The sequence below is a fragment of the Nocardia sp. NPDC060255 genome (assembly GCF_042727395.1).
Classification (GTDB): Bacteria; Actinomycetota; Actinomycetes; order Mycobacteriales; family Mycobacteriaceae; genus Nocardia.
The window spans coordinates 49,086-74,768 of the sequence record NZ_JBHXAU010000012.1 but is presented as its reverse complement, the minus strand read 5'-3'; the positions used below and the strand labels follow the sequence as shown (position 1 = coordinate 74,768).

At 67.6% G+C, this 25,683-nt stretch carries 25 protein-coding genes and 1 pseudogene; 19 read left to right on the top strand and 7 right to left on the bottom strand.

The window, feature by feature from the left end; translation table 11 throughout:
* Positions 1 to 21 precede the first annotated feature (21 nt).
* Entirely contained in the window at positions 22 to 597 is a 576-nt protein-coding gene (locus ACFWF1_RS22370; protein WP_379287504.1) for a TetR/AcrR family transcriptional regulator, read from the top strand.
* 14 nt (positions 598 to 611) lie between these two features.
* Here ACFWF1_RS22370 and ACFWF1_RS22365 read toward each other — a convergent pair whose 3' ends face one another.
* The 5 genes from ACFWF1_RS22365 to ACFWF1_RS22345 all read right to left on the bottom strand — a co-directional run bounded on the left by ACFWF1_RS22365 (position 612) and on the right by ACFWF1_RS22345 (position 4,636).
* Positions 612 to 1,427 (bottom strand): CPBP family intramembrane glutamic endopeptidase, encoded by an 816-nt coding sequence (locus ACFWF1_RS22365; protein WP_379287506.1) that lies wholly within the window; start codon positions 1,425 to 1,427, stop codon positions 612 to 614.
* A gap of 86 nt (positions 1,428 to 1,513) precedes the next feature.
* Positions 1,514 to 2,227, bottom strand: coding sequence for an HD domain-containing protein (locus ACFWF1_RS22360; RefSeq protein ID WP_379287508.1), 714 nt, complete (start codon positions 2,225 to 2,227; stop codon positions 1,514 to 1,516).
* Between the two features lie 660 nt (positions 2,228 to 2,887).
* Positions 2,888 to 3,337 (bottom strand): SgcJ/EcaC family oxidoreductase, encoded by a 450-nt coding sequence (locus ACFWF1_RS22355; protein ID WP_379287510.1) that lies wholly within the window; start codon positions 3,335 to 3,337, stop codon positions 2,888 to 2,890.
* A gap of 61 nt (positions 3,338 to 3,398) precedes the next feature.
* Positions 3,399 to 4,025, bottom strand: a complete 627-nt coding sequence (locus ACFWF1_RS22350) for an alpha-ketoglutarate-dependent dioxygenase AlkB (RefSeq protein ID WP_379287512.1) — start codon at positions 4,023 to 4,025, stop codon at positions 3,399 to 3,401.
* Positions 4,026 to 4,081: 56 nt separating this feature from the next.
* Positions 4,082 to 4,636, bottom strand: coding sequence for a TetR/AcrR family transcriptional regulator (locus tag ACFWF1_RS22345; RefSeq protein WP_379287514.1), 555 nt, complete (start codon positions 4,634 to 4,636; stop codon positions 4,082 to 4,084).
* Between the two features lie 93 nt (positions 4,637 to 4,729).
* Here ACFWF1_RS22345 and ACFWF1_RS22340 point away from each other — a divergent pair, with 93 nt between their 5' ends.
* From ACFWF1_RS22340 to ACFWF1_RS22265, 16 genes and pseudogenes are all read left to right on the top strand, one after another.
* Complete coding sequence (locus ACFWF1_RS22340) at positions 4,730 to 5,584, top strand: SAM-dependent methyltransferase (protein ID WP_379287516.1); 855 nt, start codon at positions 4,730 to 4,732, stop codon at positions 5,582 to 5,584.
* A gap of 157 nt (positions 5,585 to 5,741) precedes the next feature.
* Positions 5,742 to 6,374, top strand: coding sequence for a bifunctional pyr operon transcriptional regulator/uracil phosphoribosyltransferase PyrR (gene pyrR / locus ACFWF1_RS22335; protein ID WP_379287518.1), 633 nt, complete (start codon positions 5,742 to 5,744; stop codon positions 6,372 to 6,374).
* Positions 6,371 to 7,327: an aspartate carbamoyltransferase catalytic subunit gene (locus ACFWF1_RS22330; protein ID WP_379287520.1), complete on the top strand. Its 957-nt coding sequence runs from the start codon at positions 6,371 to 6,373 to the stop codon at positions 7,325 to 7,327. Before pyrR ends, ACFWF1_RS22330 begins: the two co-directional genes overlap by 4 nt.
* Complete coding sequence (locus ACFWF1_RS22325; protein ID WP_379287522.1) at positions 7,324 to 8,616, top strand: dihydroorotase; 1,293 nt, start codon at positions 7,324 to 7,326, stop codon at positions 8,614 to 8,616. The genes ACFWF1_RS22330 and ACFWF1_RS22325 overlap by 4 nt, the downstream gene beginning before the upstream one ends.
* Before the next feature lie 16 nt (positions 8,617 to 8,632).
* Entirely contained in the window at positions 8,633 to 9,151 is a 519-nt protein-coding gene (locus ACFWF1_RS22320; RefSeq protein ID WP_379287524.1) for a transporter, read from the top strand.
* Positions 9,148 to 10,263, top strand: a complete 1,116-nt coding sequence (gene carA, locus ACFWF1_RS22315; RefSeq protein ID WP_379287526.1) for a glutamine-hydrolyzing carbamoyl-phosphate synthase small subunit — start codon at positions 9,148 to 9,150, stop codon at positions 10,261 to 10,263. Before ACFWF1_RS22320 ends, carA begins: the two co-directional genes overlap by 4 nt.
* Positions 10,263 to 13,589: a carbamoyl-phosphate synthase large subunit gene (gene carB / locus ACFWF1_RS22310; protein ID WP_379287527.1), complete on the top strand. Its 3,327-nt coding sequence runs from the start codon at positions 10,263 to 10,265 to the stop codon at positions 13,587 to 13,589. Before carA ends, carB begins: the two co-directional genes overlap by 1 nt.
* Positions 13,590 to 13,608: 19 nt before the next feature.
* Positions 13,609 to 14,433 carry an orotidine-5'-phosphate decarboxylase gene (gene pyrF, locus ACFWF1_RS22305; protein WP_379287549.1) on the top strand — a complete coding sequence of 275 codons (825 nt, stop codon included), beginning with the start codon at positions 13,609 to 13,611 and terminating at the stop codon, positions 14,431 to 14,433.
* A gap of 611 nt (positions 14,434 to 15,044) precedes the next feature.
* A complete protein-coding gene (mihF, locus tag ACFWF1_RS22300) occupies positions 15,045 to 15,365 on the top strand; it encodes an integration host factor, actinobacterial type (RefSeq protein WP_014986450.1) in 321 nt (106 codons plus the stop codon).
* Positions 15,366 to 15,385: 20 nt separating this feature from the next.
* The gene (gene gmk / locus ACFWF1_RS22295) at positions 15,386 to 15,958 is read left to right on the top strand and encodes a guanylate kinase (RefSeq protein WP_379287530.1); all 573 of its coding nucleotides are present in this window, start codon (positions 15,386 to 15,388) and stop codon (positions 15,956 to 15,958) included.
* A 26-nt stretch (positions 15,959 to 15,984) separates the two neighbouring features.
* A complete protein-coding gene (gene rpoZ, locus ACFWF1_RS22290; protein WP_357392002.1) occupies positions 15,985 to 16,266 on the top strand; it encodes a DNA-directed RNA polymerase subunit omega in 282 nt (93 codons plus the stop codon).
* A 42-nt stretch (positions 16,267 to 16,308) separates the two neighbouring features.
* A complete protein-coding gene (coaBC, locus tag ACFWF1_RS22285; protein ID WP_379287532.1) occupies positions 16,309 to 17,532 on the top strand; it encodes a bifunctional phosphopantothenoylcysteine decarboxylase/phosphopantothenate--cysteine ligase CoaBC in 1,224 nt (407 codons plus the stop codon).
* A 214-nt stretch (positions 17,533 to 17,746) separates the two neighbouring features.
* Entirely contained in the window at positions 17,747 to 18,958 is a 1,212-nt protein-coding gene (metK, locus tag ACFWF1_RS22280) for a methionine adenosyltransferase (protein WP_379287534.1), read from the top strand.
* A 78-nt stretch (positions 18,959 to 19,036) separates the two neighbouring features.
* Positions 19,037 to 19,393 (top strand): annotated as a pseudogene (locus tag ACFWF1_RS22275) (primosomal protein N'); the annotation flags it as partial.
* 996 nt (positions 19,394 to 20,389) lie between these two features.
* Positions 20,390 to 22,354 (top strand): primosomal protein N', encoded by a 1,965-nt coding sequence (locus ACFWF1_RS22270; RefSeq protein WP_379322210.1) that lies wholly within the window; start codon positions 20,390 to 20,392, stop codon positions 22,352 to 22,354.
* Between the two features lie 261 nt (positions 22,355 to 22,615).
* Positions 22,616 to 23,014 carry an SSI family serine proteinase inhibitor gene (locus ACFWF1_RS22265; protein ID WP_379291948.1) on the top strand — a complete coding sequence of 133 codons (399 nt, stop codon included), beginning with the start codon at positions 22,616 to 22,618 and terminating at the stop codon, positions 23,012 to 23,014.
* On the opposite strand, the gene ACFWF1_RS22260 is transcribed toward ACFWF1_RS22265, so the two are convergent.
* Positions 23,011 to 23,448: a DUF6196 family protein gene (locus ACFWF1_RS22260; RefSeq protein ID WP_379291949.1), complete on the bottom strand. Its 438-nt coding sequence runs from the start codon at positions 23,446 to 23,448 to the stop codon at positions 23,011 to 23,013. The genes ACFWF1_RS22265 and ACFWF1_RS22260 overlap by 4 nt on opposite strands.
* A 71-nt stretch (positions 23,449 to 23,519) precedes the next feature.
* Between ACFWF1_RS22260 and ACFWF1_RS22255 the strand changes: the two genes are divergently transcribed.
* Entirely contained in the window at positions 23,520 to 24,125 is a 606-nt protein-coding gene (locus ACFWF1_RS22255) for a TetR/AcrR family transcriptional regulator (protein WP_379291950.1), read from the top strand.
* Positions 24,122 to 24,817 carry a hypothetical protein gene (locus ACFWF1_RS22250; protein WP_379291951.1) on the top strand — a complete coding sequence of 232 codons (696 nt, stop codon included), beginning with the start codon at positions 24,122 to 24,124 and terminating at the stop codon, positions 24,815 to 24,817. Before ACFWF1_RS22255 ends, ACFWF1_RS22250 begins: the two co-directional genes overlap by 4 nt.
* 6 nt (positions 24,818 to 24,823) lie before the next feature.
* Here ACFWF1_RS22250 and ACFWF1_RS22245 read toward each other — a convergent pair whose 3' ends face one another.
* Positions 24,824 to 25,669 carry an SDR family oxidoreductase gene (locus ACFWF1_RS22245; protein ID WP_379291952.1) on the bottom strand — a complete coding sequence of 282 codons (846 nt, stop codon included), beginning with the start codon at positions 25,667 to 25,669 and terminating at the stop codon, positions 24,824 to 24,826.
* Positions 25,670 to 25,683 lie beyond the last annotated feature (14 nt).

Here is a 25,683-nt window from a genome sequence, read left to right as displayed (position 1 = left end):
TTGTCAACGAAAGTGGGTGCGATGTCCGACGGGCGTCCGAAGGAACGGGCCGATGCCGCGCGTAACCGGCGCGCGATTCTCGACGCGACCACCGCGCTGCTCGCCGAACACGGTGCCGAGGCGATCACCATGGACCGGGTCGCGGCCGCGGCCGGGGTGGGGAAGGGCACCATCTTTCATCGCTTCGGCAGCCGCGCCGGGCTGCTGCACGAGATGGTCGCGGAGAGCGCGCTCGCGTTGATGGACGCGATCACCAGTGGACCGCCACCGTTGGGCCCCGGCGCACCGGCCGATGCGCGACTGCTCGCCTATTTCGACGCGATGACGCGGTTGGTGATCGACAACTCGGAGCTCATGGTCGCCTACCGCACAGAGCCGCCGCATCCGCGCACCGGCGAGTTCCACGCGTTCTGGTTCAACCACATCACCGCGCTGCTGCGCGAAGCGCGGCCCGATCTCGATGCCGAGGTGGTGGGCAGGCTGTTGCTCGCCGCGATCGGCAGCGAATTGGTGCAAGTCATGGTCCGATCCGGCGAGACTGATCGGCTGCTCGACGCTGTTCGCGAACTGATCGAGTCGGTGTTGCGCACGCCCTGAAACAGGCTGTGCCGTCACCACATTGCGGCAAGCATCGGGATGGGCAGGTTGATGATGCCGTGAACAAGGAAGAGTAGCCAGGGATTTCGGTACCGAGACCATAGGTAGCCGAGGAAGATGCCGTATCCGCCGATGTGCACGAAGGCACTGGCGAGGTCGACGCCGAAACCGTTGCCGCCCTGGATCACCGCGTGCCAGGAGGCGAACACCAACGAGGTGACCACGATCGCGGGCCAACGCCCGAGACTGATTTCCAGCCGGGTTTGCAGCCAGACCCGATAGAAGATCTCCTCCAGCATCGCATTCAGCACGAACACGCACAGCACGGCGATCAGGTCCGGTCGCGCGCCGGTGTAACCATGGCCGAACAGTGTGAACAGGGCCAGGAAGGTGAGTACCGCGGGTGCCGGTCGAAGCCAACGGCCACGGGTGTCGACCCGATACCACTCCCGCCAGGACGCCAATCGGAGCAGTAGCGGAATGGCAAGCAGCAGCGGCAGTTTCAGGCCGAGCAGCCAGCCGTTGCCGCCGGAGGAGAGGGCGAAGCTGACAGTGAAGGCAAGTGCGAGGGCCAAAAGCCACCAGCCCTGACGTGTCGCGCGCGGACCTTCCGGCAGCAGTGTGTCGTCGCGTGGTTTCGGCGGCACCAGCCAGGCGGCCGCGAGCCCACCGAACGCCGTCAGCACAGGTATCCACAGTGGCAACGTGTCGTCGTTGTCGGCCGAGTAGCGCAGTGCCGTGTGGCCCGTCCCGACGAGCGTCAGCACCGAGGCGAGGAACGTCAGAAGTCCCGCTGCCAGCAGGAAGCCGCTCGCCCCTCGAAGTCGCATGCGCCTCACGATGCCACCGGTGCCGCGCCGGTCGGTCCCGGCGGGCCGGATATCGGCCGGATGTCATCCGAAAGGACGACCGGCGATCAATCGCCGGCCAGGATGGCCTCGAATCGTTGGTCCGCACTGTCGAGTTGGTCGAGGATGTGCTGTTTGACGTCGTCGGCCAAGGGGGTGTCCGGGCGGGTGACGAGGTCGCGGTAGATCGCGGTGAGCGGGCGGTACTTGGTGGCGAGCCGGTGCATGGCCGTGCCGGTCGCGTACAGGATGCCGACACCATTGTCGGTGAAGTCGGACAGCTTGATGATCCTGGCCCACGGGGAACGGTCGAGGTTAGCGGCGACGTGCTCGCGATATTGCAGGTGCCGGTCGATCGACGGGTCCGGTTCGGGATTGGTGACGGCCGCGACCAGTTCGGCCACGCGCTCGCCGAATCGATCCGCGAGTTCGGCGAGGGCGGCTTCGGTGGGCGGACCTGGTCGATCACCGGCCAGTTCCACCGGATGATCCTCGACGGAATCGTGCAGCAGACCCGCGACGACCAACTCGCCGTCCGCGACCTTGTAATGGCTGATGATCCGAATCGCCACTCGCAGTAGATGATTGAGATACGGCTCACGGCCGTACCGATCGTCGCGATGCAATTCCGAGGCCAGGTCGAGCGCCTCGACAACCTGACCGGCGTCCGGCAACTCCGCGATCTCCAGCAATAATCGTTCACGCAGACCAGCCTCGCCATAAACCTCACTGATCGTATGCAGCGGCATCACAGCCAGGACTCCCGCCCCAGGATTGCTCATGCAGTCAATCTAACGGCGCCCCACCTCCCGCGTCGCAGGCAAATTCCGCCTACCACCCGCCGCCCGCCAACAACACACCCGCTATCGACAAAATCCGCACCCTCACTCGGGATTCGCACTCGCTCTAGGGCCCTATAGCCAGTGCGAATCCCGAGTGAGGGTGCAGATCCCCGCCGCTGACAACGGCCGACCACCGCTGGCCGCGCCTAGCGCCCGCTTTCCCTGATTCGACAGCGCCCCACACCGTCCGCAGACCGTTGTGCGCCAGTCAGCAACAGCTGCACCCTCACTCGGGATCTGCACTTCGCTCTAGGGCCCCCGGTGCAGATCCCGAGTGAGGGTGCAGATCCCGAGTCCCAGTGCGGATCCGCGCTGCCAACGGCGAGCAAGCCCTGCCCGCGCACGAGTTGTGTAGCCGCGCCTGGAATTGCTGGCAATACCGTGCGCGGCTACACACTTTATGCGCGGCGACCATCCCCGGATACCGCGACCGCCCGACTGCCGCGGATTTCGCTCCGCCCCCCGTCGGTCCCACAGAATCTCCATACCCCTCACAGCAGCTATAACTCCTGTGAGGGGTATGCACACTCTGTGAACCCCCTTCGGCGCAGCGCCGCACCCCTCGGTGATGTTGCGGCGCTGCGTCGTTGGGGGGAGCGGTCATTCGGCTTTGGGGATCAAGGTGTTCTGTCTGGCTGCTGTCCACCAGCGGCCGTTTTCCTTGACCAGGACATAGAGGGCGATCATTGCGTGATCGATGTCGATCAGTTCGCCTTCGGCGGTGGTGGCTCGGGCGAGCTTGTGGGCGAAGGCGACGTCGGGGCGGAGGAAGGTGATGTCGGTGACTTCGTAGCGGACGTACTCGTTCTTCAGGAAGCCGGACAGTCCACGGCGGTTCGCTTCGAGTAGTGCGTCGCGACCGGTCATCAGCGTGCCTACCGCGTTGACGACGGCGGCGTTCGCCGTGAAGTCGGCGGTCATCAACTCGGGGTCGTTGGTGTTGTATGCGGTTTCGACGTTGCCGATGATCTGCTTGATGGCCGCGATATCGGCGGTGTGGTCGACGGTCGTGTCGCCGGCCACCGGCGGCTCAAAAGTCTTTGCGCTCATGCCGTTCAGCATTCAACCTAAACAACGCTTGAGGTCAAGGCCGGTATTGCCTCGCGCACAGTCAGCGCACGCCGCGCGGACGGAACTGGATGCTGATCCGCGGTCCGGTCGGCTTTCGGGTCTTGGGCACCGCGTGCTCCCAGGTGCGCTGGCAGGAGCCGCCCATCACCAGCAGATCGCCGTGGCCCACCGGGAATCGAAGGCTCTCGCCGCCGCCGCGTGGTCGGAGCAGCAGGGCGCGGGGTGCGCCGATGGAGACGATCGCAACCATGGTGTCGTGGGTCGCGCCGCGGCCGAAGGTGTCACCATGCCAGGCGACGCTGTCTTGGCCGTCGCGGTAGTAGCAGAGTCCGGCGGTGCGGAACGATTCGCCGAGTTCGCGGCGGTAGTGCTCGCTCAAGGCGGCTCGCGCGTCGGCCAGTACCTGATCGGGCAGCGGCTCGTGCTCTTCGTAGAACTTCAACAGCCGGGGCACGTTCACCACGCGGTCGTACATCGGACGCCGCTCGGCCTTCCAAGGCACATCGTCGACCAGTCGATCGAACAGCGCGTCGGCGCCCGACAGCCAGCCGGGCAGCACATCCACCCAGGCTCCGCGATCGAGCACGGTGCGCCGCGCGGCACGAAGCGACCCGAATTCGGTGTCACCGAACCCGTCGAGCAGTGAACCCTGCAGCGGTGTCGACATGCGAGCGAATCTACCCGCAATCGAACGTATGTGCTAGCGACAATCGGACACGACGGTCAATTCCTGGCGAGAATATCGCGCGCGATGTCGAGCGAAGCCGAGTAGCACTCGTCGTCGCTCAGCGGCAGATCGCCCATCATGGCGGTGCTCCAGCTGATGGCCAGCAGCGCTTGCCGGGCATGAAAAACCGCCCGCGGCGCACGGTCGGGCTCGGTCATCAGGTCGGCCAGCACCCGGAACTGATAGCGCAGGCTCACGCCGAAACCGAGTTCCCGGAAGGCGGGCTGGTTCTCGGCCATGAACCGCACCATGTCGCGGCCGATGCCGTGCAGCAGCGCGCCGTAGCGGACCAGAATCTCTTGCGCGCGTTCAGGTCCGGTCGGTGCGGTCGCCGCCCACGCGACGATGTCGTCGATGCCGCGCCGCAGGTCGTCGGACAGGCTCGCGACGATGTCTTCTTTGGTGCGGAAGTGGTAGTAGAGCGCGGCTTTGGTCACCTCGAGCCGCTCGGCGATCTCGCGCAGCGAGGTCTTCTCGTACCCGCGCTCGGAGAACAACTCCATCGCCACCGCGCGGATTCGTTCGCGCATGTCGCTGCGACGGCGATCCATGGTTCTCCTTTGCTTGACGACCGGCTAGTTGGAGCCTAGCGTGACGGCTGCGGCGAGATACCTAGCCGGTCGGCAAGTTAATTTGGAGGGATCATGACCGAAGCGCAGCCAGCGGCACCGATGGCGGGTGTGGCGATGACGGCCATCGGGGTTGCGGTGATTCGGGCGCGGGAATCGGCCAGGCCCGACCGGCTGTACGACGACCCGTTGGCGCGACACTTCGCCGATGCCGCGCGGCGCAGCTTCGAGGCGACGCCGGAGGGGGAGCGGCGATGGGCGCGACTGGAAGCGTTGGCGGACACGTTCTTCGAGGGGCGCAGCGTCGGCGTCCGGCTGGTCGACGATCGGATGGTGGAGGCGGTGCAAGACGGTTGCCGTCAAATCGTCATCCTCGGCGCGGGTTTGGATACCCGAGCGTTCCGGTTGACGCTGCCCGCGGACGTTCGGTTCTTCGAGATCGATCTGCCGGAACTGTTCGCGTTCAAGGAGCCGGTACTGGCGGGCGCGGTGCCAAGGCACGACCGCAACGTCATCGCTGGCGATCTCCGCGATAACTGGCCGGAGCTGCTGCACGCCAACGGCTTTCGCGCCGAGGTGCCGACCTGCTGGGTAGACGAAGGATCGCTCGGATACCTGAACCGCGACGACGCACTTCGGGTCGCCGAAACCCTCACCGAACTCTCCGCTCCCGGAAGTCAATTCGGTGCGGGCCGCTTCCAGGTCGACCGAAATCTGCCGCACTACACCGAACTCGGACGGCTGGTCGGCGGCGAGCGCAGCGACGAGGGTCGCGACCTGAGCGGCCTCGGGCCGGACGCCGAGGCCTGGCTCGCCGCGCACGGCTGGCGCACCAGCTTCCGCAGATGGGACGACCTCGTCGCGCCGCTCAACCGTCCCGCCGCCATCCGCGACGCCGACGTCGGCATGATCCTCGCCGTCCGCGAGTAACCGGGACGACCGCCGATGTGGCCGGGGCCACGTCCCGCTCGTGGCTCCGCTCACACCGCGCTGCACCTGGTGAAAGCCCGGTTGCGGCCGCTGTTACGCTGCTTGCCGTAAGACATCCTTTAACGGACCGTCCGGTGAGGCGGGGAAGGAGGTCGGCATGGCCGTGCCCGAACGGGCCGCCAAGTCCGGCGCTGCCGAAACATCGCAGCGACACACCCCCGAGGGGGTGGAGGCGGGGCGGGAGCTGTTGTCGGCTTCCGATGTCAGTCGGACCATCGCGCGTATCGCGCACCAGATCATCGAGAAGACCGCGCTGGACGCGGGCGAGCCCGGCGCGCCACGCGTGGTGCTCATCGGCATCCCCACCCGCGGCACCTCGCTGGCCGCGCGGCTCACAGACAAGATCGAGGAGTTCTCCGGCGTTCGCCCGGCCCTCGGCTCGCTCGACATCACCCTCTACCGCGACGATCTGCGCACCCGGCCGCACCGGCCGCTCGAACGCACCTCGGTTCCCGAGGGCGGCATCGAAGACGCGCTCGTCGTGCTGATCGACGACGTCCTCTTCTCCGGCCGCACCGTGCGTTCCGCCCTGGACGGCCTGCGCGACCTCGGCCGCCCGCGCGCGGTGCAGCTCGCGGTGCTGATCGACCGCGGCCACCGCGAACTCCCGATCCGGGCCGACTACGTGGGCAAGAACGTCCCCACCTCGCGCTCCGAAGACATCTCGGTCCTGCTCACCGAACACGACGGCCGCGACGGCGTTTACCTGCGCCAGGAGGCTGAAGCGTGAGGCACTTGCTGACTGTCAGTGATTTGGATCGCGCGACCGCTACAGAGTTGCTGGACGAGGCCGAACGTTTCGAGCAGGCCTTGCTCGGTCGCGAAGTTCACAAGCTGCCCACCCTGCGCGGACGCACCGTGATGACCGTGTTCTACGAGAACTCCACCCGCACCCGAGTCTCGTTCGAGGTAGCGGGCAAGTGGATGAGCGCCGACGTGATCAACGTCAGCGCGAGCAGTTCCTCGGTCTCCAAGGGCGAATCCCTGCGCGACACCGCGCTCACCCTGCACGCCGCGGGCGCCGACGCGCTGATCGTGCGGCACCCGGCTTCCGGTGCGGCACACCAGATCGCACGCTGGATGGACGCCTGGGCCCGCTCGTCCGGCAGCTCCGGCCCGGCCATCATCAACGCGGGCGACGGCACGCACGAGCACCCCACCCAGGCCCTGCTCGACGCGCTCACGCTGCGCCAACGGCTCGGCGACATCGAGGGCAAGCGGGTAGTCATCGTCGGCGACATCCTGCACAGCCGGGTCGCTCGCTCCAATGTCTTCCTGCTGGACACCCTCGGTGCGGAGGTGGTGCTCGTCGCCCCGCGCACCCTGCTGCCGGTGGGCGTCGACGCCTGGCCCGCCCGGATCGCGCACTCGCTGGACGCCGAATTGCCCGGCGCCGACGCGGTTCTCATGCTGCGGGTGCAGGCCGAGCGGATGAACGGCGGCTTCTTCCCGTCGGCCCGCGAATACTCGATCAATTACGGACTGTCCGAACGCAGGCTCGCCCTGCTGGCCGAACACGCGACGGTGCTGCATCCCGGCCCGATGCTGCGCGGCATGGAAATCGCCTCGCCGGTAGCCGATTCCGCGCAGGCCGCGATCTTGCAACAGGTGACGAACGGAGTACACATGCGCATGGCCGTCCTGTTCCGGCTGCTTGTCGGTACACAGGAGGCAGTGGCATGAGCGAAATTCTGATCAAGGGCGCCCGGATCTACGGCGAGGGCGAACCGGTCGACGTGCTGATCACCGACGGTGTAATCCGGGAAATCGGCACAGGACTCGACGCCGACGACGCAGAAGTCATCGACGCCGAGGGTCAAATCCTGCTGCCCGGCTTCGTCGACCTGCACACGCACCTGCGCGAGCCCGGCCGCGAGGACACCGAGACCATCGAATCCGGTTCCGCCGCAGCCGCATTGGGCGGTTACACGGCGGTGTTCGCGATGGCCAACACCAGCCCGGTCGCCGACTCGGTGGTCGTCACCGATCACGTCTGGCGCCGCGGCCAGGAGGTCGGCCTGGTCGACGTGTACCCGGTGGGTGCGGTCACCGTCGGCCTCGAAGGCAAGCAGCTCGCCGAAATGGGCACCATGGCAAGCGGTGTCGGCGCGGTGCGGATGTTCTCCGACGACGGCCACTGCGTCTACGACCCGCTGCTCATGCGCCGCGCCCTCGAGTACGCGAACACCCTCGGCGTGCTGATCGCTCAGCACGCGGAGGAGCCGCGGCTCACCAAAGGCGCGGTCGCGCACGAGGGTCCGACCGCGGCCCGGCTCGGCCTGGCCGGCTGGCCGCGCGCCGCCGAGGAGTCCATCGTGGCCCGCGACGCGATCCTCGCCCGCGATGCCGGTGCGCGCGTGCACATTTGCCACGCCTCCACCGCGGGCACCGTGGAGCTGGTGAAATGGGCCAAGGCGCAAGGCATTTCGATCACCGCCGAGGTCACCCCGCACCACCTGCTGCTGGACGACTCGCGCCTGGAGACCTACGACGCGGTCAACAAGGTCAACCCGCCGCTGCGTGAGGCGTCCGACGCCGCCGCGCTGCGCCAGGCGCTGGCCGACGGCATCATCGACTGCGTCGCCACCGACCACGCCCCGCACGCCGAACAGGACAAGTGCTGCGAGTTCGCCGCCGCCCGCCCCGGCATGCTCGGCCTGGAGACCGCGCTGTCGATCATCGTGCAGACCATGGTCGAACCCGGCCTGCTCGACTGGCGCGGCGTCGCCAGGGTGATGAGCGAGCAGCCCGCCGCGATCGTCGGCCTCGACGAGCACGGCAGGCCGATCGAGGTCGGCGAGCCCGCCAACCTGACGCTGGTCGACCCCGCCGCCACCTGGACGGTGCGCGCCAAGGAGCTCGCCAGCATCTCGAACAACACACCGTTCGAGGACATGACGTTCCCGGCCCGAGTGACAACGACGTTGCTCAGGGGCCGGGTAACTGCCCGCGAGGGCAAGGCCGGTGGGTAACCGAGGAGGTCCGTAAGTGGAGAGAACGCTTTGGGTAATCGGGCTGGCCGCGCTGTTCGCCCTGTGCATCTGGCTGATGTACCGGGGCTGGCAGAACCGGGCCGCACGCCAAGAGGCCCGCATCGGTGACCTGCCCACCGTGCCCGCCGACCTCGGTGCGCAGGTGCTCGAGCCGACCACCGGGCTGTATCTCGGCAGCACCATGGCGCCCAGCTGGCAGGACCGGATCGCGGTGGGCGACTTGGGTTTCCGGGCCACGGCGGAACTCACGCGGTTCGAACGAGGAATTCTGCTCGAGCGCGACGGTGCGTCGGTGATCTGGATCCCGCAGGAATCCATCACCGCGGTGCGCACCGAGCGCGGGCATGCGGGCAAAGTAATGACAGCAGATGGTGTGCTGGTAGTTCGCTGGAAGCTGCCCACCGGAACCGAGATAGATACCGGTTTCCGGGGTGACGACAAGTCGGTTTATCCGGCTTGGACGCGGGGGCTCCAGGCGGACACGAGCACGACGACGGGAGACGACGAGGGATGACAGGACAAGACGCAGCTCTAGTGCTGGAGGACGGCCGGGTATTCCGCGGCTCGGCCTACGGCGCCGTGGGCGAGACGCTCGGTGAGGCGGTGTTCTGCACCGCGATGACCGGCTACCAGGAGACCCTCACCGACCCCAGCTACCACCGCCAGATCGTGGTCGCCGCGGCACCGCAGATCGGCAACACCGGCTGGAACGACGAGGACGACGAGTCCGGCAAGATCTGGGTCGCCGGTTACGTGGTCCGCGACCCCGCGCGCCGCGCCTCCAACTGGCGGGCCACCGGCACGCTGCCCGAGGCGATGCAACGCCAGGACATCGTCGGCATCGCGGGCATCGACACCCGCGCGCTGGTGCGCCACCTGCGTACCCGCGGTTCGATGAAGGCGGGCATCTTCTCCGGCCCCGCCCTCGCAGGCACCGACGAGCTGCTCGGCCGGGTCACCGGCCAGCCGTCCATGCTCGGCGCCGACCTGGCCGAAGAGGTGAGCACCGACTCGGTCTACACCATCGAGCCGACCGGCGAGCCCCGCTTCACCGTGGTCGCGGTCGACCTCGGCATCAAGACCAACACCCCGCGCATGTTCGCCGAGCGCGGCATGCGGGTGCACGTGGTCCCGTCGAACACCTCGATCGACCAGATCCTCGCGCTGAACCCGAACGGCGTCTTCCTGTCCAACGGCCCCGGCGACCCGGCCACCCAGGACGGCGCGGTCGCGCTGACCGAGGGCGTGCTCGAGCGCGGCCTGCCGCTGTTCGGCATCTGCTTCGGCAACCAGATCCTCGGCCGCGCGCTCGGCCGCAAGACCTACAAGATGAAGTTCGGCCACCGCGGCATCAACATCCCGGTGATCGAGCACGGCACCGGTCGCATCGCGATCACCGCGCAGAACCACGGCTTCGCGCTGGAAGGCGAGCAGGGCGAGCAGTTCGACACCCCGTTCGGCAAGGCCGAGGTCAGCCACGTCTGCGCCAACGACGGCACGGTCGAGGGGGTGCGCCTCATCGACGGCCGCGCGTTCTCCGTGCAGTACCACCCGGAGGCCGCCGCCGGACCCCACGACGCTGCTTATCTCTTCGACCGTTTCGCCGGTCTCATGGAAGGAGCCTGATGCCACGCCGCACCGATCTGAAGCACATCCTGGTGATCGGCTCCGGCCCGATCGTCATCGGGCAGGCTTGCGAGTTCGATTACTCCGGCACCCAGGCGTGCCGGGTACTGCGGGCCGAGGGCCTGCGGGTTTCGCTGGTGAACTCCAACCCGGCGACCATCATGACCGACCCCGAGTTCGCCGACGCCACCTATGTGGAGCCGATCACGGCGGAGTTCGTCGAGAAGGTCATCGCCAAGGAGCGTCCCGACGCCATCCTCGCCACCCTCGGCGGGCAGACCGCGCTGAACACCGCGGTCGCGCTGCACGAGAACGGGGTGCTGGAGAAGTACAACGTCGAGATGATCGGCGCCGACTTCGACGCCATCCAGCGCGGTGAGGACCGGCAGAAGTTCAAGGACATCGTCGCCAAGGTCGGCGGCGAAAGTGCCCGCTCCCGTGTCTGTTACACGATGGACGAGGTCCGCGACACGGTCACCGAGCTGGGATTCCCTGTGGTGGTGCGCCCTTCGTTCACCATGGGCGGCCTCGGCTCCGGAATGGCCTACAACCACGAGGATCTCGATCGCATCGCCGGCGGCGGCCTGTCCGCCTCGCCGACCGCGAACGTGCTCATCGAGGAATCCATCCTGGGCTGGAAGGAATTCGAGCTCGAGCTGATGCGCGACCGCGCCGACAACGTGGTCATCGTCTGCTCGATCGAGAACGTCGACCCGATGGGCGTGCACACGGGCGACTCGATGACCGTCGCGCCCGCCATGACGCTCACCGACCGCGAGTACCAGAAGATGCGTGACCTCGGCATCGCGATCCTGCGCGAGGTCGGCGTGGACACCGGCGGCTGCAACATCCAGTTCGCGGTGGACCCCGCCGACGGTCGCCTGATCGTCATCGAGATGAACCCGCGCGTCTCGCGCTCGTCCGCGTTGGCTTCCAAGGCAACGGGATTCCCGATCGCCAAGATCGCCGCCAAGCTGGCCATCGGCTACACCCTCGACGAGATCGTCAACGACATCACCAAGGAAACCCCGGCCTGCTTCGAGCCGACGCTGGACTACGTGGTGGTCAAGGCGCCGCGGTTCGCGTTCGAGAAGTTCCCGGGCGCCGACCCGACGCTGACCACCACGATGAAGTCGGTCGGCGAGGCAATGTCGTTGGGGCGCAACTTCGCCGAGGCGCTCGGCAAGGTGCTGCGCTCGCTGGAGACCAAGGCCGCCGGGTTCTGGACCTTGGAAGACGGCAAATGGACTGACGTCGAAGCGATCCTGGAAGACCTGCGCACGCCCATCGAGGGACGCATCTACCAGGTGGAGCGGGCGCTGCGCCTGGGCGCGAGCATCGAAGACGTCGCTGCCGCTTCGGGAATCGACCCGTGGTTCGTCGCCGAGGTCGCCGGGCTGGTCGAGCTGCGCGCGGAGATCATGGACGCGCCCGTGCTCGATGAGACACTGCTGCGGCGGGCCAAGCACTACGGCCTGTCCGACGGGCAGATCGCCGCGCTGCGCCCGGAGTTGGCGGGGGAGACCGGCGTTCGCGCGCTGCGGCACCGGCTCAGCGTTCGCCCGGTCTTCAAGACGGTCGACACCTGCGCCGCCGAGTTCGAGGCCAAGACGCCGTATCACTACTCGACCTACGAGCTCGATCCCGCCGCGGAGTCCGAGGTCGCGCCGCAGCGCGAGCGCGACAAGGTGATCATTCTCGGCTCCGGCCCGAACCGGATCGGTCAGGGCATCGAGTTCGACTATTCGTGTGTCCATGCGGCGCAAACACTTTCGCAGGCCGGGTACGAGACCGTGATGGTCAACTGCAACCCGGAGACCGTCTCCACCGACTACGACACCGCCGACCGGCTCTACTTCGAGCCGCTCACCTTCGAAGATGTGCTCGAGGTGTTCCACTCGGAAAGCGAGTCGGGCACCGTCATCGGCGTCATCGTGCAGCTGGGCGGGCAGACCCCGCTCGGCCTGGCGCAGCGGCTCACCGACGCCGGTGTCCCGGTGGTCGGCACCAGCGCCGCCGCCATCGACCTGGCCGAGGACCGTGGCGAATTCGGCGACGTGCTCACCGCGGCCGGGCTGCCCGCGCCGAAGTACGGCACCGCCACCACCTTCGCGCAGGCGAAGAAGATCGCCGCCTCGATCGGCTACCCGGTGCTCGTGCGCCCGTCCTACGTGCTCGGCGGGCGGGGCATGGAGATCGTCTACGACGAGAGCTCCCTGGAGGGCTACATCTCCCGGGCCACCGAGCTCAGCCCGGAACACCCGGTGCTGGTCGACCGGTTCCTGGAGGACGCCATCGAGATCGACGTCGACGCGCTGTGCGACGGTGACGAAGTCTACCTCGGCGGTGTGATGGAACACATCGAAGAGGCGGGCATCCACTCCGGCGACTCCGCTTGCGCGCTGCCGCCGATCACGCTGGGCCGCAGTGATATCGAGGCCGTGCGGCGCTCGACCGTCGCGCTGGCCAAGGGCATCGGCGTCAAGGGCCTGCTCAACGTGCAGTACGCGCTCAAGGACGACGTGCTCTATGTGCTCGAGGCGAATCCGCGTGCCAGCCGCACGGTTCCGTTCGTGTCGAAGGCCACCGCGGTGCCGCTGGCCAAGGCGGCCGCGCGGATCATGCTGGGCGCCAGCATCGCCGACCTGCGCAAGGAAGGCATGCTGCCCGGCGAGGGCGACGGCGGGCACGTACCGCTCGACGCGCCGGTGGCGGTGAAGGAGGCCGTGCTGCCGTTCCACCGGTTCCGCAAGACCGACGGCAGCGGCGTGGATTCGCTGCTCTCCCCGGAGATGAAGTCCACCGGCGAGGTGATGGGCATCGACGCCGACTTCGGCACCGCCTTCGCCAAGAGCCAGACCGCCGCCTACGGTTCGCTGCCCACCGAGGGCACCGTGTTCGTCTCCATCGCGAACCGGGACAAGCGCGCCATGGTCTTCCCGGTCAAGCGCCTGCACGACCTCGGGTTCCGCATCCTGGCCACCGAGGGCACGGCGGAGATGTTGCGCCGCAACGGTATTCCGTGCGAGCGGGTGCGCAAGCACTCGGAGCCGGAATCGGTGGACACCAATGGTGATGTGCCGCAGCCCACGATTGTCGAGCAGATCAGGGACGGCGAGATCGATATGGTCTTCAACACTCCCTACGGCAATTCCGGTCCGCGCATCGACGGCTACGAAATCCGCAGTGCCGCGGTCGGTGTGAACATCCCGTGCATCACCACGGTGCAGGGTGCGGCCGCCGCGGTGCAGGGCATCGAGGCGAGCATCAACGGCGGGATCGGAGTGCGGTCGCTGCAGGAACTGCATTCGGTGCTGCGTGGCTGACCTGGACGGAGTAGATGCGGTGAAGAGCTTCGGCGCTCGATTGCAGCACGCCATGGGGCATTTCGGCCCCGTGTGCGTCGGCATCGATCCGCATCCAGGCCTGCTGGAGTCGTGGGGTCTCACCGCCGACGCGGACGGACTGGAGAAGTTCGCGGAGATCTGCGTCGAGGCGTTCGACGGTTGTGTCGCGCTGGTGAAGCCGCAGGTCGCGTTCTTCGAGACCTACGGCTCGGCCGGAATCGCGGTGCTGGAGCGCACCATCGAGGTGTTGCGGGCCTCGGGCACGCTGGTGCTCGCGGACGCCAAGCGCGGCGACATCGGCTCCACCATGGACGCCTACGCACACGCCTGGCTCGGCGACGGGCCGCTCGGCTCGGACGCGGTGACGGTCTCGCCGTACCTCGGATTCGGCTCGCTGGCACCGGCTTTGGACCTTGCCGCGGCCAATCGGCGGGGTGTGTTCGTGCTCGCCGCGACCTCGAATCCCGAAGGGGCGCAGGTGCAACGGGTAGTCGCGGGGGATGGTCGCACCATCGCCCAGACGATGGTCGACGAGGCCGCCGCCCATAACGCCGGCGCGGAATTCGGGTCGGTCGGCGTGGTGATCGGCGCGACATTGTCCGAAGCGCCGGACCTGTCCGCGCTCAACGGACCGATCCTGATGCCCGGTGTCGGAGCGCAGGGCGGGGGCCCGGAAAACATCCGTGACCTGGTCCCCGAGGCGATGCTGGCGGCCGCTGTGCCGACCGTCTCCCGGGAGGTGCTGCGCGACGGACCCACGGTCCCCGCGCTACGCGCCAGAGTGAGCGAACTCCAGCAGACGTTCGCGTTCCTGCAGAAATAACCACCGAGACCGGCGCGATCGCGCCGGTCTCGGCTCTTTTTCGGCCCGCGTGCGGTCATGTGCACGCGTGCATGTGGCCCGTAGACGGGTCTGTGTGCCCTGCTACGCCCGTTTCCCGCCCGGATGGTGCCCGGATGAGCCGACGGGCCCGGATCGGCCCAGAAGCGCGCTGTGATCAGTGCAGGTCGACAAACCCGGCGGTGCACCTCGACAATCGATCGGGGCCGGAGTCCGCTCGACTTGGTCGTTCGACCTGTCTGTGGTCCACGACACGCTGAAAGACAACGCGACACGCGGGAAATTCCGAGAAAGTTCCTGGTCGGGCAGTGACGGGTTTGCTGGCGACCGATGTCACGTCATAGCAACCCTTCCGCTAACCTGTGTCAATCATGAAAACTCCCTGCTGAAGAGGCATTTCGTGATTTCGGCGGTACGATCTGCGCAGCGACAGAGGAGCAGTGCGGATCGCGCTGCTCTCGCGTCTACGGCATCCGGAATCATGCGCTGACCTGGGGGGTGGGTTCGCAATCTGCGGATGCCGTGGGTACGGTCGCTGAGACTGCCGGGTTATCGGCAGGAGTTGATGCAATGAACGATGAGACGGAGGAACCGTGGCCCTTCCCCAGCTGACTGACGAGCAGCGCGCCGCTGCTTTGGAGAAGGCGGCTGCCGCTCGCCGCGCTCGGGCGGAGCTCAAGGAGCGCCTGAAGCGAGGCGGCACCAACCTGAAGCAGGTCCTCACCGATGCCGAGTCCGATGAGATTCTCGGCAAGATGAAGGTGTCGGCGCTGCTGGAGGCTTTGCCGAAGGTAGGCAAGGTCAAGGCAGCGGAAATCATGAGTGAACTGGAGATCGCCCCCACCCGGCGTCTGCGCGGACTCGGCGATCGGCAGCGCAAGGCGCTGCTTGCCCGGTTCGACTTCGACGCCTGATAACGAGGGTGGTCGAACATATGCGGAAGGGTCGGCTGGTAGTACTGGTCGGCCCCTCGGCCGTTGGCAAGTCGACCGTGGTCCGTTGCGTCCGCGAGCGACTGCCGCACCTGATCTTCAGTGTGTCGGCAACGACTCGGGCCCCTAGGCCCGGGGAGGTCGACGGCCTCGACTATCGATTCGTGTCCAGGGCAGAGTTCGACGCCATGATCTCGGCGGGCGAACTACTCGAGTGGGCTGATATTCACGGTGGTTTGCAACGTTCGGGCACCCCGGCCGCACCGGTACGGGCCGCCCTCGCAGAGGGTCTGCCCGTACTGGTCGAGGTCGATCTAGAAGGCGCGCGGGCGGTCCGCGCGGCCATCCCCGAAGCGATCCTCGCCTTCCTCGCCCCACCCAGCTGGGACGAACTGGTCGCCAGGCTCACCTCGCGGGGCACCGAATCACCGGAAGTGATCGAGCGCAGGCTGGAAACCGCCAGGACCGAATTGGCGGCCTGTGACGAGTTCGACATCGTCATCGTGAACGACGAGGTGACCAGCGCCTGTGAGCAGTTGGTATCCTTGTTCGTTAGCACAAATTCGAGTTCGTAATCCTTCGATCCGCAGGAGCCCCCCTAGTGAGCAGTACGGACAGCAAAGTCGTTCCCGCCTACGACACCCCGATCGGCCTCACCAACCCCCCGATCGATGAGCTGCTGGAGCGCACTTCGTCCAAGTACGCCCTGGTCATCTACGCCGCAAAGCGCGCGCGTCAGATCAACGACTACTACAACCAGCTCGGCGACGGCATCCTCGAGTACGTCGGCCCGCTGGTCGAGCCCGGCCTGCAGGAAAAGCCCCTCTCGGTCGCCATGCGTGAGATCCACTCCGACCTGCTCGAGCACACCGAAGGCGAGTAGTCGCCCGAGCGCAGCTGTGACAACAACTAGGCCGGAGGCGTAGTGACCACACGGATCGTTGTCGGTGTCGGCGGTGGGATCGCCGCCTACAAGGCTTGCTCGCTGGTCCGGCGGTTCACCGAGACCGGACATCAGGTCAGGGTGATCCCCACCGAGGCGGCGATGCAGTTCGTCGGCAAGGCAACCTTCGAGGCACTGTCCGGGAACCCGGTGCACACCGATGTGTTCACCGATGTGCCCGAGGTGCCGCATGTTCGGCTCGGCCAGGAGGCGGACCTCGTGGTCATCGCCCCGGCGACCGCCGACCTGATGGCGCGCGCGGCCCAGGGCCGCGCCGACGATCTGCTCACCGCCACGTTGCTGACGGCCCGATGTCCGATCCTGTTCGCGCCCGCGATGCACACCGAGATGTGGGAGCATCCGGCGACCGTCGCCAATGTCGCGACGCTGCGCGCGCACGGCGCGATCGTGATGGAACCCGCGTCGGGCCGGCTCACCGGCACCGACACCGGCCCAGGACGGTTGCCCGAGCCCGAGGAGATCTTCGGACTGGCCACGCTGCTGCTCGAACGCACCGATGCCATCCCGCGCGACCTGGAGGGTCGCCGGGTGGTCATCACCGCGGGCGGCACCAGGGAACCGCTGGATCCGGTGCGATTCCTCGGCAACCGCAGCTCCGGGAAGCAGGGCTATGCCCTGGCCCGGGTCGCGGCCCAGCGCGGCGCGCACGTCACGCTCATCGCGGGCAACACGATCGAGATGGCCGCGCCCGCGGCCGTCGACCTGGTGCACATCACCACCGCCGAACAGCTCAAGACCGCGGTCGACAAGCATGCGGTCGGCGCGGACGCGGTGATCATGGCGGCGGCGGTGGCGGACTTCCGGCCCACCGAGGTAGCCGCGGCCAAGATCAAGAAGGGTGCCGGGGAACCCGACGTCATCGCGCTCACCAAGACCACCGACATCCTGGCCGGTCTGGTGCAGGCGCGCCGCGACGGGCAGTTGGCGGGCACCGCGATCGTCGGCTTCGCCGCCGAGACCGGCGACGAACACGGCGACGTGCTCACCTACGCGCGGGCCAAGCTGGCGCGCAAGGGGTGTGACCTGCTGGTGGTCAACGCGGTCGGCGAGGGCAAGGCGTTCGAGGTCGACACCAACAACGGCTGGCTGCTCGGTGCGGACGGTACCGAACAGTCGCTCGATCATGGGTCGAAGGCGCTGCTCGCCAGCCGGGTGCTCGACGCGCTCGGTCCGCTGTTGCGCTGAAAACCATTGTCGGACTGGGATAATGACCCGGTCCTCAACCATCGGTAGCGCAGCGGCCGGGAGACAAATCGGACGAACTGTCTGAGATAGTGGTCTCTTGGTCGGCGGTGTGTCGGTGGTTTGCCATAGTCTGGAATGAAGGGTTGCGCGGTAACGACATCGCGTTACTGTCGCAAACCGAGACGAAATACCCGTTGAGGGAGAGGGAAGAACTGTGCGCACGTCCGGCAGCCGGCTATTCACCAGTGAGTCCGTGACCGAAGGTCACCCGGACAAGATCTGTGACGCCATCAGCGATTCCATTCTCGACGCGTTACTGACCGAGGACCCGCGCAGCCGGGTCGCGGTGGAAACCCTCGTGACGACCGGCCAGGTCCACGTCGCGGGTGAGGTCACCACCACGGCGTACGCCGACATTCCCCGGATCGTCCGGGAAAAGGTCTTGGAAATCGGATACGACTCGTCGGCAAAGGGTTTCGACGGCAACTCGTGCGGCGTGAACATCGCGATCGGCGCGCAGTCGCCCGATATCGCGCAGGGCGTCGACACCTCGCACGAGGCGCGCGTCGGCGGCTCCGACGACGAGATCGAGAAGCAGGGCGCGGGCGATCAGGGCCTGATGTTCGGCTACGCGACCACCGATACTCCCGAGCTCATGCCGCTGCCGATCGCGCTCGCGCACCGGCTCTCGCGCCGGCTCACCGAGGTCCGCAAGTCCGGCGTGCTGCCGTACCTGCGGCCCGACGGCAAGACCCAGGTCACCATCGAATACGAGGGTGATCGCCCGGTCCGGCTCGACACCGTCGTGATCTCCACCCAGCACGCGGCCGACATCGACCTGGACAACCTGCTCGCGCCCGACATCAAGGAAAAGGTCGTCGACGCCGTCATCGCCGACCTCGAGCTGCCCTCGCTGGACACCTCGAACATCCGGCTGCTGGTCAACCCGACCGGCAAGTTCGTGCTCGGTGGCCCGATGGGCGACGCGGGCCTGACCGGCCGCAAGATCATCGTCGACACCTACGGCGGCATGGCCCGCCACGGCGGCGGCGCGTTCTCCGGCAAGGATCCGTCGAAGGTGGACCGCTCGGCCGCGTACGCCATGCGCTGGGTCGCCAAGAACGTCGTCGCGGCCGGCCTGTCCGACCGGGTCGAGGTGCAGGTGGCCTACGCCATCGGCAAGTCCGCGCCGGTCGGCCTGTTCGTGGAGACCTTCGGCACCGAGAAGGTCGACCCGGCCCGCATCTCGGCCGCCATCGCCGAGGTCTTCGACCTGCGCCCCGGCGCGATCATCCGCGACCTGGACCTGCTGCGCCCGATCTACGCACCGACCGCCGCCTACGGCCACTTCGGCCGCACCGACGTCGACCTGCCCTGGGAGCACACGGACCGTGCGGACAAGCTCCGCGCAGCAGTCGGCCTGTAGGCCCGACCGCACCGAGTGAACAAACCCGCGGCGGAAACCCCCGCCACACCGGGGGTCCCGCCCGCGGGCCCCGCAGCCGTGGAGCACCCGATAGCTCGGGTGCTCCCATTGCTGTCTCCGGCCCACCTGGACCGTGACTTCGATTACCTGGTCCCGCCCGAGTTGGATGCGATCGCGCAGCCTGGTGTGCGCGTTCGTGTCCGCTTCGCCGGTCGGCTGGTCGACGGGTACCTGCTGGAGCGTCGCACGCACAGCGACCACAGCGGGAAGCTGGTGAAACTCGAACGCGTCGTTTCTGGCGAACGCGTACTGACGCCCGAGATCATGAAACTGGCCACCGCAGTGGCCGCCCGCTACGCCGGTACTCGCGCCGATGTCCTTCGCTTGGCCATCCCACCGCGGCATGCGCGCACCGAAACCGGCGGGGCGAAGAAGTCGGCGGATGCCGAAGCTGGAGAAGAGGATTCGGCGGACAGCGCGTCGGACACGCCGAGTCCCGCACGGAAGCAACGGCGTTCAACCGCCAAAGCTCCACTGCGGGTCGACCCCTTGCCTGAGATGACGCCCCCCGTCGATTCCGCTGATGCCGAGGCCGATTCGATCGGCCGTGATCCGGCGGGCGATGAGAGTTCCGCTGGATCCGCAGAGATTCGGGAGGACTCGGACCGATCAGGAGTAGGTGGCGCGGCCGGATCGGCGCAGTCATCCGATGGAACGGCCGCGAAGGCTGATTCGGCTGGAAGCATTGCGGAGTTTCCCGCCGCGTCCGATACCGCTGGCGTCATGGAGAGTCCGCAGAACTCGGACCGATCGCCCGACGTGGATGCCGCGGCCAGTTCGGCGCAGCCGTCGGACGCGGCGGCCGCCAATGCCGATTCCGCTGGTGCCGAACTTGATTCAGTGACGTGCGAACCGACGAACGATTCGGGTTCCCGCACCACTACCACCAGCGGGGCAAGTTCCGCTGACCAGCGGAGTGTCCAGTCCACGCCACCAGGCGTGAATGCGCCAATGCGGTCGGCGAAGTCGTCGAATTCAGTGCCTTCGACTGCCGATTCCACTGGGTCTGAAGCTGATTCGCCCGCAGCCCATGGGACAGTCGACGGTAGGTCTCTCGCGGCATCCGCGCCGACCGCAGCCGAGCCTGTACCGACGCAAGAAAACCCACCCGTTCCATCAGACGTGCATGGTGCCGCGCAGCCGGATAGGTCGCTCCACGGGGTGCCTTCGACTACTGATTCTGCTGTCGTCGAGGACGATTCGACGCCGTATGATCGCGCGGTTGACGAGAGTACCGCCACAACCGCGACGGATGCACCTAGTTCCGTAGGCGGGCAAGCGGATTCGGCCGCACTGTCAGACGCGCCAAGTTCCGCGGAGCCGCGACAGGAACTGGCGTCCTCGAACACTTCGGGGGTCGAAGGGGATTCGGTGGTTGCTAATTCGGCCGCGGACGCGGGTGACAAGGCGCCCGTGCGCGATGGCGAGCTGGTCTCGGCGGCGGAGTCGGCTGGTGCCGTAGCGGCTCGGCCGGTTGAGCCTGCCTCCTCGGGTGCGCCGAGCATTGCGGGGCGGCCGTCGGAATCGGTGTCACCGAATGACGATGAGATCGAAGGTGATTCGGTGGTCGCCGGTTCGGCAGCAGAAGCGAGTGCGACGGCGAGCACAGGGAGCGGAAGCGGCAAGCTTGCCTCGGTGGCGGCCGACACGGGGGATGGCGGTGGCGAGCCGGAGCCGGAGCCGGAGGTCGAGTCGGACGGTGGTTTGTCTGTTGCCGTCGTCGGCCAAGGGCCTTGGGGGCGATACATTCACGGCCCGGCGTTTCTGACTGCGCTTGCGGGGGGTAAGGGGCCGCGGGCGGCTTGGCAGGCGTTGCCGGGGGAGGACTGGCCGCGGCGGTTGGCGGAGTTGGCGGCGGCGGTTGCCGAGCAGGGGCGTAGTGCGATTGTGATGGTGCCGGATCAGCGGGATCTGGATCGGGTGTTGGCGGAATGTACTCGGCTGCTGGGGGAGTCGGCGGTGGGGTTGTCGGCGGGGCTCGGGCCGGCGGCGCGGTATCGGCGGTGGTTGGCGGTACTCCGAGGGACGGCGCGGGTGGTGGTCGGGACGCGTAGTGCGGTGTTCGCGCCTGCGAAAGACCTTGGGCTGATCGCTATTTGGGATGACGGGGACGACACCTACGCGGAGCCGCGTTCGCCGTATCCGCATGCGCGGGAGGTGGCGATGCTGCGGTCGCACGAGACGGGGGCTGCGTTCGTCGCGGCCGGTTTCGCGCGGACTGCCGAAATTCAGGCCGTTGTCGAGTCCGGCTGGGCGCACGACCTGGTTGCCGATCGGATGGTGGTGCGCGATGCCGCGCCGCGGATCAGCGTGCCCGGCGATACCGATCTGGCGATGGAGCGGGATCCGGTCGCGCGGGCGGTCCGGATTCCCGGCGTCGCGTACGCGGCCGCGCGGGCGGCGCTGAAGGAGGGTGCGGGTGTGCTGGTGCAGGTGCCGCGTCGCGGGTACGTCCCGTCGCTGGCCTGCGCGAAATGCCGGACCCCCGCTAGGTGCAGGCACTGCAACGGGCCGCTGGCACTGCCGGATGGCCGTGCGCGGCACAGTGATTCGCAGGGCGACGCCGCGCACAGCCCGAGCTGTCGCTGGTGTGGCATCACCGAGGCGGCGTTCCGCTGTTCGTCGTGCGGTTCGCGGGCCTTGCGCGCCGTGGTGATCGGCGCGACCCGCACCGCGGAAGAACTCGGCCGGGCATTCCCCGGTGTGCCGATTCGCGGGTCCGGTGGTGGCGCGATGCTCGACACGGTGGAACCCGGTCCGCAGGTGGTGGTCGCGACCGTCGGCGCCGAACCGGTCCTGCCCGGCGGTTACGGAGTAGCTCTGCTGCTCGACAGTTGGGCCCTGCTCAGCCGCGCCGACCTGCGCGCCTCCGAGGACGCGCTGCGCCGCTGGATGACCGCCGCAACCCTGGTCCGGTCGCGCGGTCAGGTCATCGTGATGGCCGACCCCGGCATCCCCACCGTGCAGGCGCTGGTCCGCTGGGACCCGGTCGGCCACGCCAGAGTCGAGTACGCATCCCGCGCCGAGGTCGGCTTCCCCCCGTCCGTCCGAATGGCGGCAGTCGACGGCACCTCCGACTCCATCGCCGAATTACTCTCCGCCACAGACCTTCCCGCCGACGTAGAGGTACTCGGCCCGGTCCCCCTGCCGATCGGCGCCCGCAAGCCGTTCTCCTCCGGCGACACCCCCGCCGAAGTCGAACGAATCCTGCTCCGCGTCGACCGCAAATCCGGCCCCGCCCTGGCGCGCGCCCTGACTGCCGCCCAAGCTATCCGCAGCACCCACCGCTCCGACGCCCCACTGCGAGTGCAAATCGACCCGGTCGACATCGGCTGACCCGGTTCCGACCCGCATCGCCGAATCGCCTTTCGCCCCGGAGCTTCCTGCGGATGCCGAGGCGCCGGGCCCGGCGCTACTGCAGTCGGCGCCGCACGCTGTTCTCCTAGGATGATGCTCCCTGCCGGGGGCGAGCCGATCTCGCTGCAGGGCAGTCGACAGCGCATCTACGAGCACCACGCGCTCACCGTGCGGCGTGTCATACGGCGAGTTAACCAGCAGTTGGCGAGAACGTGTGCGGCGTCGTGATTGAGTGGATGGATGACGACACCCTTGCTCCGCCGCACCCTCGCGACCGCGTGCTTTGTGGTCGTTGCGCTCGGACTGGCGTCCTGCTCCTCTGACGATCCCAAACCGCCGAAGTCCACGTTGAACCTGACTGTCACGCCGGCGACTCCGGGGTCGACGCCGACGCACGTCACGCTCACCTGCGAGCCGACCGGCGGCGATCATGCCAATGCCGAGGCGGCTTGCAAGGCGTTGGCGGCGGTCGGCGGCGACTTCGACAAGCTCACCGGCGATCCGACCGCCGTCTGCGTACAGGTCTTCGAGCCGGTCGACGCTGCGGTGACCGGCACGTGGCAGGGTAAGCAGGTCGACTGGCGCAAGGTATTCGGCAACAAGTGCGAACTGAGCGCCCGGACCACCCCGGTCTTTTAGGGCGCGCGCAACGCCTCGATCTCCCGCTCGGCCGCGGCGAGCAACTCGACCGGGCAACCCCAGTAGTCGTAGATGCCGCCGCGGTCCCGGTTGCTGCCGCAGACCACGAACACTCCGGTGCCGAGCGCGCGTTTGAGGTGGCCCGCCAGCCATCCGACGAACCCGCTGTTGTCCAGCCCGGCGGGGAAATGGAACGAGAACAGGCCGAACTTCTCCACGTCGGCACCATCGGCCGCGGCGAACGGGACGAGCGCGCTCCAACTTTCCGCATCGCGCACCACCGCCAGCGTGCGCGGGGTCAACTGGGGCGGATCGGCCAGCGGCGATTCCCTGAAACACCACACACCCGAGTGCACGTCGAGCTCCGCAGCGGCAATGACCCGCCGAAGTCGTTGCGTCGTCTGGGTTTCGGTCTCGATGCTGATATCCACCACCTGGCCACGGTAGCAATCGGCGCTGACCTCAATTCTTTAACTGGCCAATCAGTTAATGATAAGATCTCGGCATGGCCCGCACCGTCGATCCGAATCGTGTCGCCGAACGTCGTCGCGCCATCACCTCCGCCGCGGCGGAACAGTTCGCCACGCACGGCTACGAACGGACCACGGCCACCCAGATCGCCCGCGCCGCCGGACTGAGCTCGGGCAGCGTCTTCTACTACTTCAAGGACAAGGCCGCCGTCTTCCGCTCGATCTTCGAGCAGTCGATTCCCGAGCACACCGAACTCATCGCGCGCCACATCCACCGAACCGATTGCCTGGAGGCCATTCTCGACATCGTCGAGGGGCTGGCCGGCGAGGTGCTCGACCCGGCGGCGCCCGGGCTGATGTTCGAGCTACTGCGCCGCCTCGGTCACGACGACGAACTGGCGACGATCATGCTCGACGACGCGCGACTCAGCGCCGAGGCCCTCGCCGCACTACTCGATCGCGGCGTCGACACCGGGCAGATCGACCCGGGATTCGAGTCCATGGAAACCGCACGCTGGATTCTTGCCGTCGTAGACGGCGCCTTTCTGAATACCGACCCGGCCGACCCATACGACCCGCGCCCGCTGGTGCGCGCGACCGTGTCCCGGCTGCTGCGACCGATCGAAACGGGGCACCCATGACGACCACCTCCGCGCCCACTGTGCTGCGCTTTTCCACGGTATGGGCCTGGCTGTTCGTGGTCGGTGGGCTCGCCATCGGCTGCGGCATCGGTTTCGCCGTGCATCCGGTCGGCCACTGGGTGTCCGATACCTTCGACGGCAGCCCCGGCCCACTGAAGCTCGCAACGAGCGTGCCGACCGGGTGGCTCGTGCTGGTCACCACGCTCGTCGGAACCGTTGCGGGCGTTGTACTTTACGAGGCCGCCCGCACCGAGAGCCTCACCCTCACCGTCGCCGACGACTATGTCGAGCTGGTCAAGGAGGGGCGTTCCCAGCACGTCCCACGCAGGCGCGTCGTCGCCGTGTTCCGCGAGGACGCCGACCTGGTGCTCACCGACCGGAACAAACGCAGGCTCGCGCGCTTCGGCGCAAATGACCTGAGCCGCAATGACATCGAGCATGCCTTCCGCAGTCACGGCTACCCATGGCTGGACCAGAACGACCCGTTCGGCGCGGACTACGTGCGCTGGGTCGAGGGCCGACCCGATACCGGGAAGGCCGTCGACACCGTCCTGCGTGCCCGCCGGCGCGCGCTGGCCGACGAAAAACCCCTCGATGTCGAAGAACTCGACGAGAAACTGCTCGAACTCGGCATCGACGTCCGGGATCGCCACGGGGAGCAGCACATTCGAGTCTTCGATCTGACGGGATAGCGACGATCAGCCGAAGGCGACCCGATTGCGTTGTGCCCATTCGGCATAACTCGCGGGCAGCCGGCCGAGCACCAGCCGCACGTCTGGGCTGATCTGCTGCTCGGCGGCGGTCGGTTCGCCGAGAATCGACAGTGTGTGCTCCACCACCGGCTCGGGCATGAACCGTGACATCCCGGTAAAGGCCTGCGCCCGAGTCAATTCCACGAATCGGATCGGTGCGTCGAGCGCGGCGCCGATCGCCTCGGCCTGCTCCCGCGGCGTGCTCAGAGCAGGTCCGGTGAGGGTGTAGATCTGCTTGGCATGCCCGTCCTCGGACAACGCGGCGGCCGCGACCGCGGCGATATCGGCCGGATCGATGGACGGCAATCCGATCGCCCCGAACGGTGCGGCAACCGTCCGCTCGGCGCGCACGGATTCTGCCCACGCATATGTATTGGAGTAGAAACCTGCTGGCCGCAGGATGGTCCAGTCCAACCCGGACCGTTGAATGGCCTCCTCATAGGCGGTCAGCCGCGCGTACCCCTCGGCCCCTGCCCTGGTACCCACGCCCTGCGACGACACGAACACCACCCGCCGAACGCCGCCCGCCTCGGCGACCTCGAGCACCCGCTCCGGATCCGGCCCACTCACCAGTTGCTCGCCGGTGATGAGCAGAAACAGTGCATCGGCACCTGCGACGGCAGGGGCGAGGCTGTCCGGATCGGCCAGGTCGGCCACCACCGAACGCACACCTTCGGGCCATGCGATCTCTTTGCTCCCACGGGAAACCGCCGTGACCTCGTGACCCGCCGCGGCGAGGTTCCGCACGAGGTCCGCGCCGATGTTTCCAGTTGCTCCGGTAACCACGATCATCTTGCTCACTCCAT

What these genes read in the sequence shown, in the direction of transcription:
- ACFWF1_RS22370 (WP_379287504.1), top strand. Translation starts at nt 22, where the DNA reads ATGTCCGACGGGCGTCCGAAGGAACGGGCCGATGCCGCGCGTAACCGG.
- ACFWF1_RS22365 (WP_379287506.1), bottom strand. Translation starts at nt 1,427, where the DNA reads ATGCGACTTCGAGGGGCGAGCGGCTTCCTGCTGGCAGCGGGACTTCTG.
- ACFWF1_RS22360 (WP_379287508.1), bottom strand. Translation starts at nt 2,227, where the DNA reads ATGAGCAATCCTGGGGCGGGAGTCCTGGCTGTGATGCCGCTGCATACG.
- ACFWF1_RS22355 (WP_379287510.1), bottom strand. Translation starts at nt 3,337, where the DNA reads ATGAGCGCAAAGACTTTTGAGCCGCCGGTGGCCGGCGACACGACCGTC.
- ACFWF1_RS22350 (WP_379287512.1), bottom strand. Translation starts at nt 4,025, where the DNA reads ATGTCGACACCGCTGCAGGGTTCACTGCTCGACGGGTTCGGTGACACC.
- ACFWF1_RS22345 (WP_379287514.1), bottom strand. Translation starts at nt 4,636, where the DNA reads ATGGATCGCCGTCGCAGCGACATGCGCGAACGAATCCGCGCGGTGGCG.
- ACFWF1_RS22340 (WP_379287516.1), top strand. Translation starts at nt 4,730, where the DNA reads ATGACCGAAGCGCAGCCAGCGGCACCGATGGCGGGTGTGGCGATGACG.
- pyrR (WP_379287518.1), top strand. Translation starts at nt 5,742, where the DNA reads ATGGCCGTGCCCGAACGGGCCGCCAAGTCCGGCGCTGCCGAAACATCG.
- ACFWF1_RS22325 (WP_379287522.1), top strand. Translation starts at nt 7,324, where the DNA reads ATGAGCGAAATTCTGATCAAGGGCGCCCGGATCTACGGCGAGGGCGAA.
- carA (WP_379287526.1), top strand. Translation starts at nt 9,148, where the DNA reads ATGACAGGACAAGACGCAGCTCTAGTGCTGGAGGACGGCCGGGTATTC.
- carB (WP_379287527.1), top strand. Translation starts at nt 10,263, where the DNA reads ATGCCACGCCGCACCGATCTGAAGCACATCCTGGTGATCGGCTCCGGC.
- gmk (WP_379287530.1), top strand. Translation starts at nt 15,386, where the DNA reads ATGCGGAAGGGTCGGCTGGTAGTACTGGTCGGCCCCTCGGCCGTTGGC.
- ACFWF1_RS22265 (WP_379291948.1), top strand. Translation starts at nt 22,616, where the DNA reads ATGACGACACCCTTGCTCCGCCGCACCCTCGCGACCGCGTGCTTTGTG.
- ACFWF1_RS22255 (WP_379291950.1), top strand. Translation starts at nt 23,520, where the DNA reads ATGGCCCGCACCGTCGATCCGAATCGTGTCGCCGAACGTCGTCGCGCC.
- ACFWF1_RS22250 (WP_379291951.1), top strand. Translation starts at nt 24,122, where the DNA reads ATGACGACCACCTCCGCGCCCACTGTGCTGCGCTTTTCCACGGTATGG.
- ACFWF1_RS22245 (WP_379291952.1), bottom strand. Translation starts at nt 25,669, where the DNA reads ATGATCGTGGTTACCGGAGCAACTGGAAACATCGGCGCGGACCTCGTG.